Source organism: Bacillus sp. GW823-FHT06A11 (assembly GCF_058795355.1).
Map to the genome: position 1 here is coordinate 523,895 of NZ_JBXAHS010000001.1, position 13,919 is coordinate 537,813.

At 34.0% G+C, this 13,919-nt stretch carries 15 protein-coding genes; 5 read left to right on the forward strand and 10 right to left on the reverse strand.

The window, feature by feature from the left end; translation table 11 throughout:
* The first annotated feature begins 119 nt into the window (after window positions 1-119).
* Window positions 120-1,022, forward strand: a complete 903-nt coding sequence (locus AC1Q8L_RS02495; RefSeq protein WP_000442793.1) for an aldo/keto reductase — start codon at window positions 120-122, stop codon at window positions 1,020-1,022.
* Between the two features lie 24 nt (window positions 1,023-1,046).
* Here AC1Q8L_RS02495 and AC1Q8L_RS02500 read toward each other — a convergent pair whose 3' ends face one another.
* The gene (locus AC1Q8L_RS02500; RefSeq protein WP_001068747.1) at window positions 1,047-1,631 is read right to left on the reverse strand and encodes a GNAT family N-acetyltransferase; all 585 of its coding nucleotides are present in this window, start codon (window positions 1,629-1,631) and stop codon (window positions 1,047-1,049) included.
* 84 nt (window positions 1,632-1,715) lie between these two features.
* Entirely contained in the window at window positions 1,716-3,179 is a 1,464-nt protein-coding gene (locus AC1Q8L_RS02505) for a flavin monoamine oxidase family protein (protein ID WP_001168111.1), read from the reverse strand.
* Window positions 3,180-3,357: 178 nt separating this feature from the next.
* Here AC1Q8L_RS02505 and AC1Q8L_RS02510 point away from each other — a divergent pair, with 178 nt between their 5' ends.
* Together AC1Q8L_RS02510 and AC1Q8L_RS02515 are read left to right on the forward strand one after the other, a co-directional pair.
* Window positions 3,358-3,549, forward strand: a complete 192-nt coding sequence (locus AC1Q8L_RS02510; RefSeq protein ID WP_000683362.1) for a DUF3896 domain-containing protein — start codon at window positions 3,358-3,360, stop codon at window positions 3,547-3,549.
* A gap of 104 nt (window positions 3,550-3,653) precedes the next feature.
* Window positions 3,654-4,655 (forward strand): LLM class flavin-dependent oxidoreductase, encoded by a 1,002-nt coding sequence (locus AC1Q8L_RS02515; protein WP_098311652.1) that lies wholly within the window; start codon window positions 3,654-3,656, stop codon window positions 4,653-4,655.
* Window positions 4,656-4,699: 44 nt separating this feature from the next.
* On the opposite strand, the gene AC1Q8L_RS02520 is transcribed toward AC1Q8L_RS02515, so the two are convergent.
* From AC1Q8L_RS02520 to AC1Q8L_RS02530, 3 genes are all read right to left on the reverse strand, one after another.
* Window positions 4,700-5,644 carry an alpha/beta hydrolase gene (locus tag AC1Q8L_RS02520; protein WP_098311651.1) on the reverse strand — a complete coding sequence of 315 codons (945 nt, stop codon included), beginning with the start codon at window positions 5,642-5,644 and terminating at the stop codon, window positions 4,700-4,702.
* 227 nt (window positions 5,645-5,871) lie between these two features.
* On the reverse strand, window positions 5,872-6,327 hold the full coding sequence (locus AC1Q8L_RS02525; protein ID WP_000488209.1) for a DUF3939 domain-containing protein: 456 nt from the start codon (window positions 6,325-6,327) through the stop codon (window positions 5,872-5,874).
* 105 nt (window positions 6,328-6,432) lie between these two features.
* A complete protein-coding gene (locus AC1Q8L_RS02530; protein ID WP_000105199.1) occupies window positions 6,433-6,876 on the reverse strand; it encodes a Dps family protein in 444 nt (147 codons plus the stop codon).
* A gap of 241 nt (window positions 6,877-7,117) precedes the next feature.
* Between AC1Q8L_RS02530 and AC1Q8L_RS02535 the strand changes: the two genes are divergently transcribed.
* Window positions 7,118-8,158, forward strand: coding sequence for a YkvI family membrane protein (locus AC1Q8L_RS02535; protein WP_097912479.1), 1,041 nt, complete (start codon window positions 7,118-7,120; stop codon window positions 8,156-8,158).
* A 34-nt stretch (window positions 8,159-8,192) separates the two neighbouring features.
* Here the strand turns inward: AC1Q8L_RS02535 and AC1Q8L_RS02540 are convergent, their stop codons facing one another.
* From AC1Q8L_RS02540 to AC1Q8L_RS02560, 5 genes are all read right to left on the reverse strand, one after another.
* Window positions 8,193-8,558: a DUF3979 family protein gene (locus AC1Q8L_RS02540; protein ID WP_000965063.1), complete on the reverse strand. Its 366-nt coding sequence runs from the start codon at window positions 8,556-8,558 to the stop codon at window positions 8,193-8,195.
* Window positions 8,559-8,880: 322 nt separating this feature from the next.
* The gene (locus AC1Q8L_RS02545) at window positions 8,881-9,186 is read right to left on the reverse strand and encodes a hypothetical protein (RefSeq protein WP_000539571.1); all 306 of its coding nucleotides are present in this window, start codon (window positions 9,184-9,186) and stop codon (window positions 8,881-8,883) included.
* 197 nt (window positions 9,187-9,383) lie between these two features.
* A complete protein-coding gene (locus tag AC1Q8L_RS02550) occupies window positions 9,384-11,366 on the reverse strand; it encodes a HAMP domain-containing methyl-accepting chemotaxis protein (protein ID WP_000359515.1) in 1,983 nt (660 codons plus the stop codon).
* 201 nt (window positions 11,367-11,567) lie between these two features.
* Window positions 11,568-12,617 (reverse strand): ribosome small subunit-dependent GTPase A, encoded by a 1,050-nt coding sequence (gene rsgA / locus AC1Q8L_RS02555; protein WP_001073089.1) that lies wholly within the window; start codon window positions 12,615-12,617, stop codon window positions 11,568-11,570.
* 182 nt (window positions 12,618-12,799) lie between these two features.
* Entirely contained in the window at window positions 12,800-13,327 is a 528-nt protein-coding gene (locus AC1Q8L_RS02560) for a DinB family protein (protein ID WP_001018102.1), read from the reverse strand.
* Between the two features lie 196 nt (window positions 13,328-13,523).
* On the opposite strand from AC1Q8L_RS02560, the gene AC1Q8L_RS02565 reads away from it, so the two are divergent.
* Window positions 13,524-13,871 carry a DUF4257 domain-containing protein gene (locus AC1Q8L_RS02565; protein ID WP_000426321.1) on the forward strand — a complete coding sequence of 116 codons (348 nt, stop codon included), beginning with the start codon at window positions 13,524-13,526 and terminating at the stop codon, window positions 13,869-13,871.
* Window positions 13,872-13,919 lie beyond the last annotated feature (48 nt).

Sequence of the window (13,919 nt, forward strand, 5' to 3'; positions counted from 1 at the left end):
AGAGAAAATCATTTTTGTAGCAAAACATATTTATTGTCTGTACACCTAATTAACTATATAATAACATGTAGTAAGAAAGCCTTTTCAAAACATTATTATTCATCAAGGGGGTACTTATAATGGAGCGAGTTCAAATGGCTGAAACGCTAGAATTTTCTCGTATTATTCAAGGATTTTGGCGTTTAGCAGAATGGAATATGACGAAACAAGAATTACTTTCTTTCATTGAAGATTGTATGGATATGGGAATTACTACTTTTGATCACGCTGATATTTACGGCGGATATACGTGTGAAGGGTTATTTGGCGAAGCTTTACAATTAAAGCCTTCCTTACGAGAAAACATGCAAATTATTACAAAGTGTGGAATCGCTCCCCCATCACCGAAATTTCCAGAGCGATATGTTGCTCACTACAATACTAGTGCAGAGCATATTATGCAAAGTGTAGAAGCATCACTTAAAAATTTACATACAAATTATATTGACGTATTACTTATTCATCGTCCCGATCCTTTTATGGATCCAAATGAAGTGGCAAAAGCATTTTCACAATTAAAACAAGAAGGAAAAGTTCGTCACTTCGGTGTATCTAACTTCTTACCTTCACAATTTAATATGTTAAGTTCGTACTTAGATTTCCCGCTTATTACGAACCAGATTGAAGTTTCTGCATTGCAGCTTGAGCATTTTGAAAAAGGGACAATTGATTTATGCCAAGAAAAACGAATCAATCCAATGATTTGGTCACCTCTTGCTGGTGGGGAAATCTTTACTGGTCAATCAGAACGCGCCGTACGTGTACGTGAAACTATGCAAAAAGTTGCTACTGAGTTAGGTGTTTCTAGTATCGATACGGTTATGTATGCTTGGTTACTTGCTCATCCAGCTAATATGATGCCAATCGTTGGCTCTGGTAAATTAGATCGCGTAAAAACGGCTGCTCTTGCTACAAACGTTAACTTAGACCGTCAACAATGGTTTACAATTTTCGAAAGCTCTAATGGGCATCCTGTACCATAATGCATAAAAAGAAGAGCTGTTTTCTTACAGCTCTTCTTTTTCATATGTATTTCTAGTCATGGCAAATACACACATATCCCTTAATCCGTTTCCATCTACCGTAACACTCGCACTTTCTAACGTACCTTCTAACTTAAAGCCTAATTTCTCAGGTATCGCTCTACTCTTCTTATTTAAAGAATCACAACGAATTTCTACACGGTTTGCTTTCAATTCAGAAAAAGCGTAATCCGTTATACCTTTCGCAGCCTCTACCATATAGCCTTTTCCGCTAAACCTTGTATCAATCCAATATCCGATTTCAAATTGAGGTATATCCCAATTAATACGATGTAATCCGGCTGAAGCAATAAATTCACCTGTTTCTTTCGAAAATACTAGTAATCTTAAATCCTCACGTTGCAAAAATTGAATATGTGATTTTCTAATACTTTCTTCTATTTCTTGCTCTGTTTGCTCTTTTTGTGCAAACACCATCCAAGGTTTTAGTTCTTGTATTGAAGCCTGAATTGCATCATATACAACTTTACCATCTCCTGGTTTCGGCATTCGAATAAAAAGCCTGTCAGTATAAAATTCAGAAGGAAAATCGAATAATAACGGATTCACTGTAAACACTCCCCATAATTCTTTTATATATAATAATATCCATCTCAAGTTATATAGTAAAGAATTTTCTGAATTGAAAACCTTTTACTCATTCACTTCCGCCGCTACACGAATTCCAGATTCAATCGCACCTTGAATCCATCCGTGATATAGCGTTGTATGATCTCCAGCGAAGAATATTCTCCCCTCTGGTTTGACAATCGCTGGTTGCAGCTCAGATTCTTGACCTGCTTGAAAAAGTGCAAATCCTCCAAGCGCATACGGATCCAATGTCCAGCTTTTTGATATTCCAGATATGAACTCATCATACACTTGACCACCTAATATTGTTGCTAAGTTGTGTAATGCGTAATAAATACGATCACCTTTTGATAAACCATCCCATAACAATGCGTCATAAGACCATGTATAGCTACCTAACATCATAGCCGGTCCTTTCTCACCAATTCCATAACTTGGATAATAGGCATAACGAATTGGCAAATCTGTTATAATTCTGCCACCTAATTGTCCTTGTTCTTCCCAAAATCGGCTTTTAAATTGAATTCCTATTTTCGTCGCAGGCATATAATGTAATTCACGAATTGCTTTCCATTTTTCATGAGATATAGAATCAAACGGATCTACTTCTACAAAACGCATTGTCGAAAACGGAATGGTAACAATAACTAAATCTCCTGTAATACTACTATATTCAAAAGTTTCCTCGTTCCGATAGAAAGCTGTCACACCATTATCGTGTTGATGTAGCTTCATTAATTTTTGATTATATATAATATTCTCTTCTAATTGCGGTAAAAATGACTTTGGCAATCTATCGTTCCCGCCCACAATTTCACAAAATCCGCTCTCCTCTTGCATAATGTATAGAAAGCGTAAAGTCTCTACAAACGATCGTTCCAAAAAACCTTCTAAATCTAATAGAACACCAATCATCTCAATTGTTACTGGCGAAAAGTAAGTATTATACTGATAAGGGTGATACTTCAAAAATTGTCCTGTGGAATATCTCCCAAAGTCCTTCACTACAACATCCCAATTTTTCTCTGGATTTCTTTTAATAAAATTTATTATCGGCTGTACTGCTAATAACAATAGTTCTTCAGACGTTTTTCCCACTTCATTCATTTCCACAGGATACCTTAAAATACTTGGATCCTTTTCATATTGTTTCAACGTCGTTTTTCGTCCATTTACGTATATAATATCCGTCTCATTTCTATTAATAAATGGACTCACCTGTAGCCCAAATTTTCTTATATAAGCCATCGTTAATGTATGCGAATACGGAATTCTCATTGCTCCGACATCTAAATATAATCCGGTATCTTCCATTCTAACCGTTTCTATACGGCCACCTACCCGATTGTTTGCTTCAAAAATTTTCACATCATGTCCTGCAGCCTTTAATAAAGATGCTGAAACTAATCCAGCCATACCAGCTCCCACTACAATAATTTGTTTTGGATTTATCGTCTTCTTCAATCCTTTATCTATAACTTTTAACGCTTCATCCATTTCAGTGTTATACATTATATCTTTCTGCACAATTCCACCCCTTACTTCATCAAATGGACGTTAGTGGTTTAGTGCATTTTATTCATAAATCTCCATAAACATAACACCATTGCAATTTGAATATTCACTAAAAGTACATAAGAGACAGATTTCATATTTCTTTATGCTTCGTATAATATAGCAACCGCAACGAAGGAGTGACTAAAAAATGAAACATACTTATGATTACCACGCTACAAAAAAGCATTTAGAATTAAAGAAACAAAACTTATGTAAAAAACTTAGCAATATAACACTATCTGAAAAAGAACGTGAACAGCTAAAATGTGAAATTGACAACTATGAATATATTTTAAATCTGGTCGAAATGAATCATTATGAACGCGGATTTTCTCGTTAAAAGCGGAAATAGGATTATCCGCTTTTCATTTTGAGCATTTCACTACGCATTTTTCATAAGTAAATATATAATAGGATGTACATTAAGATTGAGAGGTATATTCTATGATCAAGTTAAGTGTATTAGACCAATCACCTATTTCAGATGGTAGCACAGCAGCCCAAGCTTTTTCACATACAGTTACGCTTGCACAAGAAGTTGAAAAACTCGGATTCACACGTTTTTGGGTATCCGAACATCATAATTCCGTAAGCTTAGCTGGTTCAAGTCCAGAAATACTTATTTCTCATATTGCAGCAAAAACGGACCGTATTAGAGTCGGTTCAGGTGGTGTTATGTTACCACATTATAGCCCATATAAAGTTGCTGAGAATTTCCGTGTTCTAGAAGCACTGTATCCGAACCGCATCGATCTCGGTGTTGGTAGAGCTCCTGGTGGTATGCCAATAGCAACTCGCGCACTTCAAGAAGGGAAAATGGTCTCACTTGATCAATATCCAGAACAAATTGCAGACGTTGCAATGTACTTACATGATCAAATACCAGAAAACCATCACTATGCAAACTTAAAAGCTACTCCAGTTATCCCAACATCTCCTGAAATGTGGATGCTCGGTTCTAGCGGAGAGAGCGCTAAAATTGCTGCAAACAACGGAGCTTCTTTCGCATTTGCACAATTTATTAATGGCTTCGGAGGCCCTGAAGTTATGAGGGCTTACCAAGAACAATTTCAGCCTTCATTTTTAGGAGATAAGCCTAATTCAATCGTTGCCATCTTTGTTATATGCGGAGAAACAAATGAAGAAGCGGAAAAAATTGCTTCTAGTTTAGATTTATCAATCTTATTATTAGAGCAAGGAAAACGAACTACTGGTACACCTTCTATTGAAACTGCTCAAAATTATTCATACAGTGCTTATGATTTATTCCGTATAAAAGAAAATCGTCAACGTATGATTGTTGGTGATCCGTCTTCTGTAAAAGAAAAAATAATAAACTTAAGCAAAGCATACAATACTGACGAATTTATGATTGTCACGATTACCCATCAATTTGAACATAAATTAAAGTCTTATCGCTTACTAGCAAATACTTTTAATTTATAACTCTAAAAAGAGATGCATCACATATGATGCATCTCTTTTTCTTACTACTTATTGTTTTTATTTCCTATATATTCAATAGCTTCTTTTAATAGCTCATCAAAGTTAATAGGATAATCATGATCTAAGTTAGGCACAACTTTATACTTATGTTCTATATTCTTATCTCTTAATAATCGTACAAATTGCTGCGTGGATTCGAAACAATCTTCATCTTGATTCCCGCATATTATATATCCTTTTATATGTTTATCCTGCAGCACTCTTAGCAACTCATCCCATTCTTCAATCTCAGGAAGCCATGGTGCCATAAAAATAAAACCATCTACATCTATATCTTTTTGTAAAATCGTATATAAAGCTACTCTTGCCCCTGCAGAAAAACCACCAATTATCACATTTTCTACTGTATGATTTTCTATAAACTTATTGTAATGCTCTTTTAATTCTTCTTTCCCTCTCTCTATATCATCCCAAACAAATCCATCTGAAAACTGAATTTGTGAAGACTGTGGTAAAGCTAACGTGTAATCTTGTGCCAAAACTGATTTCCAATATGGCTCTACTATTTGAATATTTTCTTGGTCACCATGTAATGTAAGTAGTAGTTTCCCCTCTTTCTTGCTGTATATATATTTCACATCTGGTCTTTCCTTTTTATGTGCTAATTCTTCTCTTTCTTTACATAATTGCACCATTGTATGAAATTCTTTAAATTTATGTAGTGATTTTAAATCTTCGTCGGAAATTAAATATTCATTTCCATACCAGAATCCCTTTTCTATAATGGCCTTCCTCATTAAATGTAATGCTTCTTTTTCAAGTCCTGATGCACTTGCGAGCGCATACTTAAAATTATATATTTGCGCCTCATTCCCTATTACACCTGTAGCGTTTTCCATTATATAATTGTACGCTTCAAAACTTCCTTTATTTGCATAACAACGTAACGTTTCATTTAATAATTGAATGTAAGTCATACTATTTTTCATGTACCAATTCCCCCGAAACTTTTTATAATATTTATTTTGCGAATCTTTATACCACTTTGTGAAGATTTTATATAACTCGCCCTAGCAATATCTTATTCTCCGAATGATACTTAATAGTTATCCTTCTCTGTCCAATACATTTAATATAAATATTAATAAACTGAAAAGTCAATATTTTAACAAACAAAAAAAAGACAACAATATATGTATTGTTGTTTTCATTACGTCTACCCGCTCTTTTGTTTTTTTCTATCTGGTTTACTTGAAACTAAATAATGTTTTTCTGAAATATATAAGTCTCTTTTTAAGCTACGATTTAAGTAAGGTCCTAGTTTCATTCCGCATATGAGGCGATCTTCGCTACCTTCAACAATTGGGAACATTTCTTTTTCTGTTACGTATTGATCTACTGCTTTTTGTACGACATCAATTTCTTTCACTAGGTTTAAATTTTCTGCTGTATGTTCAAATACCTCAAGCGTTTCCTTCGTTATGAGAAAATCATTTGTTGGAAATGCAGGTAAATACGGTTTTAACAAATCATAATTTACTGTATAATCTTCATTTACTAATACTGTATAAACGATATTAGCATTCGTTTCTAAAAACTGAGCCATCGCTTGTTCTAATTCATCTTTCGTAATTTCCCGCTCTTCTTTTCCAGTTCTGAAAAAGCGAAACATCGCATCGCCTCCTTTTTACTATATTATAGCATAAAAGAAAACTGAAAAATCATAAAAAAACCCATTGAAATAATTTTTCAATGGGTTTCTTTATATTTTTTATCGTTATTTTAAGAATGCACTTAGCATCCATACATGTTGTTCTAATGTTGTATGAATTGCTAACAGCATGTCAGCTGATGTTTCATCGCCAGCTTCGCCCGCAACTTCCATACCTTCTTTTAATTCTTGAATAAGTGCAGAATAATCATTCACTAATGTTTGCACCATTTCTTCTGCAGATTCTTTGCTTGTCCCTTCGCTGACACTAGATGTTGCGAGATATTCTTTCATTGTCGCTAATGGTTTACCTTCTAAAGCTAAAATACGTTCTGCTAACTCATCAATATACGTTCCAGCTTCATTATAAAACTCTTCAAATTTCTCATGTAATGTAAAGAAGTGTGGCCCTGTCACATACCAGTGATAATTATGTAATTTCACATATAACACATTCCAGTTTGCTACCTGCTTGTTTAATACTTCAACAACATTTGTTTTCGTACTCATACAATCCACTCCTCTTATCATTTTGTAATGTTTATCTTTTAATAACCTAATTACATTTTACCATACATTCCCTTTCCTTTCGAACAATCGGCTTATATGTAACAAAGTTTTAACACCTTTAATACTTCCCTAATATCATTTAATTCATGTATTTTTTCAAACACTTCATACGTCTAATTGTCCAAGCTCATACATATGCATAATAGTACATCAAGCTCATCATAGTAGAAAGAGGGATAACATGGACAATCAACAATGGCAAGTAGCAAAGAAAGTAGCTGCTACTTATATCGGAACTGTCGTTGGAGCTGGATTTGCTACTGGACGAGAAATTGTTGAATTTTTCACAGTGAATGGATTATACGGGACAATTGGCATATGTGTAAGTGGATTTTTTTTTATTTGGCTCGGCACAAAGATGATGTTACTTTCATCACAAATCGGGGCATTTTCAGCGCAAGAATTTAACAAATATTTATTTGGGGATGTATTTGGGAATGTTGTAAACACATTATTATTACTCGTTTTATTCGGCGTAACGAGCGTTATGTTATCAGGGGCTGGTGCAGTATTTGAAGAGCAACTTCGCTTACCAAGACAACTCGGTATTCTCATTACAGTTATCGCTTGTCTCATTATAAGTAGCCGCGGATTACAAGGTGTTTTTGAAGTAAATACACTTGTCGTACCTATTATGATGATTTTTATTATCGGACTTGCTATTACAACCTTTTTTCACGGTACACCTTCCATTAATAACACTATTCCTGCAGAGAGTTGGAATATGAAATGGATTACTAGCCCTATTACATATGTCGCCTTAAATCTTTCTCTCGCCCAAAGTGTTCTCGTCCCATTAGCCAGTGAAGTAAAGGATCGAAAAGCCATTTTTTTGGGTGGGATTTTAGGTGGTGCTGGACTTTCTTTAATTTTATTATGCAGCCATTTAGCAATCTTATCAGTCGATCAATTTTATCAATATAACATCCCAATGGCTGAAGTCATAAGAAGATTTAATGCAACTTTTCACTTCTTCTTCGTTCTCATTATTTTCGGTGAAGTTTTCACAACTTTAGTTGGTAATGTGTTCGGAATGACAAAACAGATGCAATCTATTACTGGGTGGAAAAATCACAATATTATTTTCTTCATTTTACTAATTAGTTATTGCTTTAGTTACATCGGTTACAGTGACTTACTTCATATTCTATATCCTATCATCGGATGGGTAAGTATTGTTATACTTCCAATCATTGCGTTTAAACAACTTCAAAAAACATAAAAAAGCATCCATGTTATTGGATGCTTTTTTATGTTCATTCACAATCATCACATACTTCCCAGTACGGTCCCATTTCTAATGCTAAATACGGCTTTAACTGCAACCGGATCATTCGACTAGGCATGCGCTCTAAAACAAATTGAATACCTTCTTCATCTTCGTCTAATTCAACTTTTGAAATCACAATTCTTTGTATAGTCGTAATGGGAATTCCATCTTTATATAAAGTGATTTTCACCTCATCGTATTCATTAAAATACAATTCGACACTCATTTGATTTTTCAGTATTTCATCAACAATTTTATATGTATCATTTTGTTCTTGGATTATATATTTCCATCCGCCTCTATCTTCTTTCGGAGCTGTTTGAAATAATGTCTCCAAATCCTCGTATAGCATAAGATAACCCCTCTCTTACTAAAAAACGATGAGTATTTTATATACCCTTTATCTCTATCACTATCCATAGCTATTGTACCATATATCACCGTTCTTACCGTATTCATTTGCTTCATAGATACTTATAAAATAACTAATTCTATCTCCATTATTATGTATATTACCTCATTACTCCATACACTCTTACAAGTTTAAATAACGACAGGCTTTAATCCATGCAAATATTGTCTACTCTCCGCTTTTATTAGCTCACAGCATTCATACTTTTACATATAATAAGACTACCACAAATAAAAAAGGAGAGTGACTTATACCACTCCCCTTAAAAGAACTTCCCTATAGCTGCTAAAACTAATACGATTATTAAAATTGCAAATAATAATGAGACAATGAAACTAAAAATAGGTAACGCTTTCTTTTCATTCTTCTTAAATAGTAACTTTAAACTAAGAAAAATATTTACTGGTACAAGTATAAAATAAAAATATTTAACAATTTGTACCGAGCTATTCGAAAGTGTTTTTAATATAAACACTTCAATTAGAAAAACAATAAAAAATGAAATACTTAGCCAAAATGAGACGTAACTAAGCCAAGAATGTCTTTTTGTCCCCCAATACACTCCCATAATACTCTCCTTTTATTTGTATTCTATACGTTAATAATTATACACAAAGCTAACAAATACCTCTATTTTTCGACAAACATTATGTAAAATGCCATTTTAAACGTCATAAAGAAAGTCTACATCCCTATTTGATTTTACACAATAAAACAGACTACCCTCTAGTGGCATAATGCTACTAGGGGATAGTCTGTTCTCTATTAAACTTTAAATCTGTCAATTAGTCCTTGTAACTCTTCAGCCATTTGAGATAGCGTGCCCGCTGCGGATCCAATTTCCTCCATCGAAGCTAGCTGTTCTTCAGCTGAAGCCGCAACGTTTTGTGTGCTTGTCGCATTATTTTGCGCTGTCATTGCAATTTGTCCTACCGAAATAGATACTTCATTTGCCCCTTTTGACATTCCATTAGCCGTTTCAACCATCGTCTTAATTTGATTAGCTATTTCATTTGTAGATTGTAAAATTTCAGCAAAGTTTTGCTTCGTTTCATTTGCGATAACAAGTCCAGATTGAACTTCCTCATTTACATGATTCATAGATTTGACTGTCTTACCCATATCATCTTGTATTTCACATATTAATTTACTAATTTCACTAGAAGATACGCTAGACTGCTCTGCCAATTTACGCACTTCATCTGCAACAATTGCGAAACCTCTTCCATGCTCACCGGCTCTTGCCGCTTCAATCGCCGCATTTAAAGCTAGAAGGTTTGTTTGATCTGCAATATTTTGAATTACTTCTAAAATATCACCAATTTGTTTTGATTTATTATTTAGTAATTGTATAACTGCATCTGATTGTGACACAGATTCTGCAATAGACTGCATCTGGTTTACTGTTCTTCCTACTAGTTTCCCACCATCTTCTGCTTTTTCACGAGCATGTGCAGAAGCCGTATTAATAGATGATGAACTATTTGCTACATGCTGAATTCCTTCCGTTACATCAAACAGTAACATAGCGCCATTTTCTACGCTTGTTGTTTGCGTCGTTGCCCCACTTGATATTTCATCCATTGCGATTGTGATTTGCTCAGTCGCTTCACTTGCTTGCCTTACACTTGCAGTTAGCTCTTCTGATGCCGCTGCAACATGCCCAGCTGAATCGTTAATTCTTCCGATTAACGTCCGTAACGAATTCGTCATCTCATTAAATCCTTTAGCAAGTTGGCCGATTTCATCATTAGAATGAATTTCAATTGTTTGCGTTAAATCCCCTTCACTTATTTCTTTAGAGGTAACAACTAATCTCTTTAAAGGCTTCGTAATTGAAAGTGTTACAAAATAAATAAGTGCTCCACCTATTACTAATGAGATAAGCATAACAATTAACATATTATAAAATACAGGTTGAGCAGCTTCAATTACTTCACTTGAGTACATAGTCCCACCAATTTTCCAACCTGTTTTTACATTTGTAGCAAATACCATATTCTTTTCACTACCGCCATAAGAATATGAAAAAGCACCGTGATTATCTTCATAAATTTTCTTTGCCCAAGAATCAGCCGCTTTTTCCCCTGATTTTTCTTGTGGATGAGCAATTATTTTTTGCTTTCCATCTAAAATGAAGGCATATCCTTTTTTACCAATATTAATTAACTTTGATGTTTTTAATAAATTATCTAAACTTAAATCTAGCGCAACAACCCCATTTTTATCTTCTGTTTGTTTTGCGATTGTTACGACAATATGTCCATTTCCTTTTGCCTTATATGGCTCAGTAACAACAATACCACCTTGTTTTGCAACTGCATCTTTATGCCAAGAACGCTCTGTTGGATCATAGTCTGCTGCCATTTGTATATTTGGTTCTTGTACAAATTTTTTATCATTTCCGGCAACATATACTTGTTCAACATCTTTATTCAAATTTATATATTGAGATAACATTTTTCTTAATTCATCCTGATTATCTCCTTGATACATATTCCCCTGAATCACCCGTGCAAAATTATTTACATCATTAAATTTTGCATCAATCATTTGATTGATTAAATTATCCAGTATTTTTATATTGTCGTTGGCACTACTCTTAATTTGCGATTCAAAATTCTTTTTGGCTGTTTGATAAGACATGCCTCCGATAATAGACACAGCCGCAATTAAAATTACAAAGAATGAAATTAATAGCTTTTTTGCTACTTTCATATCACGAAACAAATTTAATAGTTTATCCATTATGAACCTCCTAATTTTCAAATTTAAAAGTTAAATTGAGTTAATTATGAATATTTCCCAATCCCTAATTATTATTTTCATAACCTATTATGATGAATACTTTGTAAAGTTTAAACAATTAATTTCCCTTTGTCTATATATACGAATAATATTATTATAAAATTTACAAATAGAAAAAACCAAAGGGGCACCCTTTGGTTTTTACATTTTTTTATGTTGTTTAGAAAGCTTTTTCCACTTATCACGCTCTGCTCTGGCAAGGATTACATCTTGTTTTCTCATAAAATACGCCAGTTCTCTTTGTAATTTTTTATAGCTTTTCAAACGATCTATCGTAATAAGTCCGTTATCAATTGCACTATGCACCGCGCATCCTGGTTCATCCTCATGCTTACAATCACGAAAACGGCATGTTGTCGCAAGTTTTTCAATATCAGAGAATGTTGTTTGAATCGCTTCGCTTCCTTCCCAAAGTTGCAATTCTCTCATGCCGGGAGTATCAATTACGAGAGCGCCACTTGGCAATTGAAATAACTCTCGATGCGTTGTCGTATGCCTCCCCCTACTATCCTCTTCACGTATATCTCCCGTTTTTGCTACCTCAATTCCTATTAGCGCATTTAACAAAGTTGACTTTCCTACCCCTGATGACCCAACTAAAGCAATTGTTTTCCCTGAAGAAACGAATTGTTTCAACGAATCAATACCTGTATGCTCTAAACTATCAACAACGAAAATAGGAACACCAATTGCTATAGCTTCCGTTTCTACAATTTTCTGTTCTACATCATTACATATACTACTCTTTGTTAAAACAATAACTGGCATAGCGCCACTTTCATACGCTAATAATAAATAACGTTCCATCCTTCTAACATTAAAATCATGATTAAGTGCATTCACTAAAAATAAATAATCTACATTTGCTGCTATTACTTGTTCTTCCGTTCGAGTACCAGCTTCTTGTCTAGAAAAAGAGCTTCTTCTCGGAAAAACACGATGAATAATAGCTTTCTTTTCATTCTCTATTTTCTTTATATACACCCAATCACCAACAGCTGGATAATCTCCCTTCGTTACTGCTTCATGCCGAAACTTTCCAGACAGTTCTGCCATATATTCACCATCATTACAAATAATTCGATATATATGCTTATGCTCAAGTAAAATACGCCCTACTTCAAAGTTCTCTACAGCTTGTTCCTCAAAAAAAGAATCCCAGCCATACGATTCTAAAATATTTTGATTCAAATTGATATCCTCCCTAGTTTAAGCTAAGTGGAAGGATAGTGCGCTCACTTATATCGTTTCGCCCTTTCCATCCACCTTTGTATTTGGTTTATTATTCATATAAGTTATTTTCGCCATAATACATCACCCCGTTCTTATTTTTATTACTCTCATTATATGGAATTCTCCTATAAAAAGCTACATCATTTAACGTAATTTTCAAATAACTTGTTTTTGAGCATTCTAATTTGTCCTCGGTGACTAATTTCATCTTCTAGCACATGAAACCAAAGATAGTGCTGGTTATATACTACACCGTTAGGCCACTTTCTTTCTGACATGAGCCACTCATTACCTTGTTCACTTAAATACTTCAGAGATTCTTCTCGAACACTTTGTAGAAGTTGTACATAATACTGTATTTCATGACCACAGATCGCTCTACCTGCTTCCCCTAAATACAATGCATCTTCCCATATTTCTAATTCTTCTTTTGTAAAGTCACGATCTTGAAATGAAATAAGCTGATGAACTTTTTCAATAGCTGCTATATGCTTTAATAAGGCGCCAATTGAATTTCCGCTGCTCTGCATAATTAAATCTAATTGCTCAACTGATAAATTTTTTACTTCGCCTAATGTTACAGCTCTCGTATGCTCAAGCATGCTTACTAATTCCCCTATTTTTTTTGTATAACCATCTACACTTCTTATTCGATAATCTATATTCATATGACGCACCCCTTTCTGCATTCATATTATTGTAAAAATGATTCATATAATAGACTGAAATCTATCGAAATTTTCTGTTATAATTAAATTGAATACAAAATATACCCAAACAAACTTTCTCAATATGCTTATATGAAATATTAAAAGGAATCAATATAAAATAATCGAATCTTATTCACTAAAAGGAGTGGATTCGATGGAAATGTATCAATGGCTAACCGCTGTTCTCGTTGGTGGCATTACTGGCTTCGTTTCCCATCTAATCAATAACCAAGGTAAGTTATTGCTTCCACGCCGTTTGAAAACTTTTTTTCACTTTGGATTTTTAACTGATGTTTTTACCGGTAGCCTAGCTGCACTTCTTGGACTCGTTTTATTCGATGTCACCGCAATAAAAGAAATTATAAAAGTATCCATTGTAACTGCTATTTCCGGTCAAACTTTCTTACTACATCAAGCTCTTGGTGGCGAACAGGCTAAAAATACGCAAATTGGGAAAGCTGATGAGAAGATTCAAGAAATTGACAAATTATTGCGACGTTAGTGTATACTTTCTTTTAAAATTATTGTTATAATGAGAAATAAATATTTT

Bases quoted from the DNA above. Each gene is read 5' to 3' on its own strand.
- AC1Q8L_RS02515 (WP_098311652.1), top strand. From the start codon at position 3,654: ATGATCAAGTTAAGTGTATTAGACCAATCACCTATTTCAGATGGTAGC.
- AC1Q8L_RS02520 (WP_098311651.1), bottom strand. From the start codon at position 5,644: ATGAAAAATAGTATGACTTACATTCAATTATTAAATGAAACGTTACGT.
- AC1Q8L_RS02495 (WP_000442793.1), top strand. From the start codon at position 120: ATGGAGCGAGTTCAAATGGCTGAAACGCTAGAATTTTCTCGTATTATT.
- AC1Q8L_RS02545 (WP_000539571.1), bottom strand. From the start codon at position 9,186: ATGGGAGTGTATTGGGGGACAAAAAGACATTCTTGGCTTAGTTACGTC.
- AC1Q8L_RS02550 (WP_000359515.1), bottom strand. From the start codon at position 11,366: ATGGATAAACTATTAAATTTGTTTCGTGATATGAAAGTAGCAAAAAAG.
- AC1Q8L_RS02560 (WP_001018102.1), bottom strand. From the start codon at position 13,327: ATGAATATAGATTATCGAATAAGAAGTGTAGATGGTTATACAAAAAAA.
- AC1Q8L_RS02565 (WP_000426321.1), top strand. From the start codon at position 13,524: ATGGAAATGTATCAATGGCTAACCGCTGTTCTCGTTGGTGGCATTACT.
- AC1Q8L_RS02530 (WP_000105199.1), bottom strand. From the start codon at position 6,876: ATGAGTACGAAAACAAATGTTGTTGAAGTATTAAACAAGCAGGTAGCA.
- AC1Q8L_RS02525 (WP_000488209.1), bottom strand. From the start codon at position 6,327: ATGTTTCGCTTTTTCAGAACTGGAAAAGAAGAGCGGGAAATTACGAAA.
- AC1Q8L_RS02510 (WP_000683362.1), top strand. From the start codon at position 3,358: ATGAAACATACTTATGATTACCACGCTACAAAAAAGCATTTAGAATTA.
- AC1Q8L_RS02540 (WP_000965063.1), bottom strand. From the start codon at position 8,558: ATGCTATACGAGGATTTGGAGACATTATTTCAAACAGCTCCGAAAGAA.
- AC1Q8L_RS02535 (WP_097912479.1), top strand. From the start codon at position 7,118: ATGGACAATCAACAATGGCAAGTAGCAAAGAAAGTAGCTGCTACTTAT.